The 493-nt window shown below is 32.7% G+C and carries 1 protein-coding gene; it reads right to left on the reverse strand.

What is annotated here, in order from left to right:
• The coding region (locus RT41_RS10265; RefSeq protein ID WP_180752727.1) for a phage replisome organizer N-terminal domain-containing protein at positions 1-477 on the reverse strand (477 nt) is incomplete at its 3' end.
• Positions 478-493: the final 16 nt, after the last annotated feature.

A 493-nucleotide genomic window follows, 5' to 3' on the forward strand; every position in this document is an offset into this window, starting at 1 on the left:
GTTATTTTTTTCTGATTCTGATTCTTTATCTATCTCTATATCTGACTCTATATCTGACTCTATGTGACTGACCTGTGACATTGTCACGCATTTTGTTGGTTCAATAGCTCGTTCACGCTCTCTCTGTCTACGTTTACGCTCTGCTGATGCAGTTTCTGAACCTACCAATGTTTTGGTCTTTGTAACTTCAAATTCATCAAATCCACAATCAACAATTAGTCCTTTATTAATAAGAAACCCAACTAAAAAATTCAGTGCTTTTTCATCTTCTTCGATTTCTAGTGCCCATTCTTGGATATAATTATCACCGATATTTTCATAATAGAGTTTTCCATTGTTTTCTAAACTTTTTAAAATAAGCTTCAAATAAATGATTGTATATGTGTCACCGCCAGGCAGTTTTCTCAGATATTTAATCTCCTTTTGTTCAAAAAAACTTTGTTCCATTTTGAACCAATAAAATCTTTTTTCCGCCAAAATTTCTCCTTTCGTT

The organism is Lactococcus fujiensis JCM 16395, assembly GCF_002441655.1.
Taxonomy (GTDB): domain Bacteria; phylum Bacillota; class Bacilli; order Lactobacillales; family Streptococcaceae; genus Lactococcus; species Lactococcus fujiensis.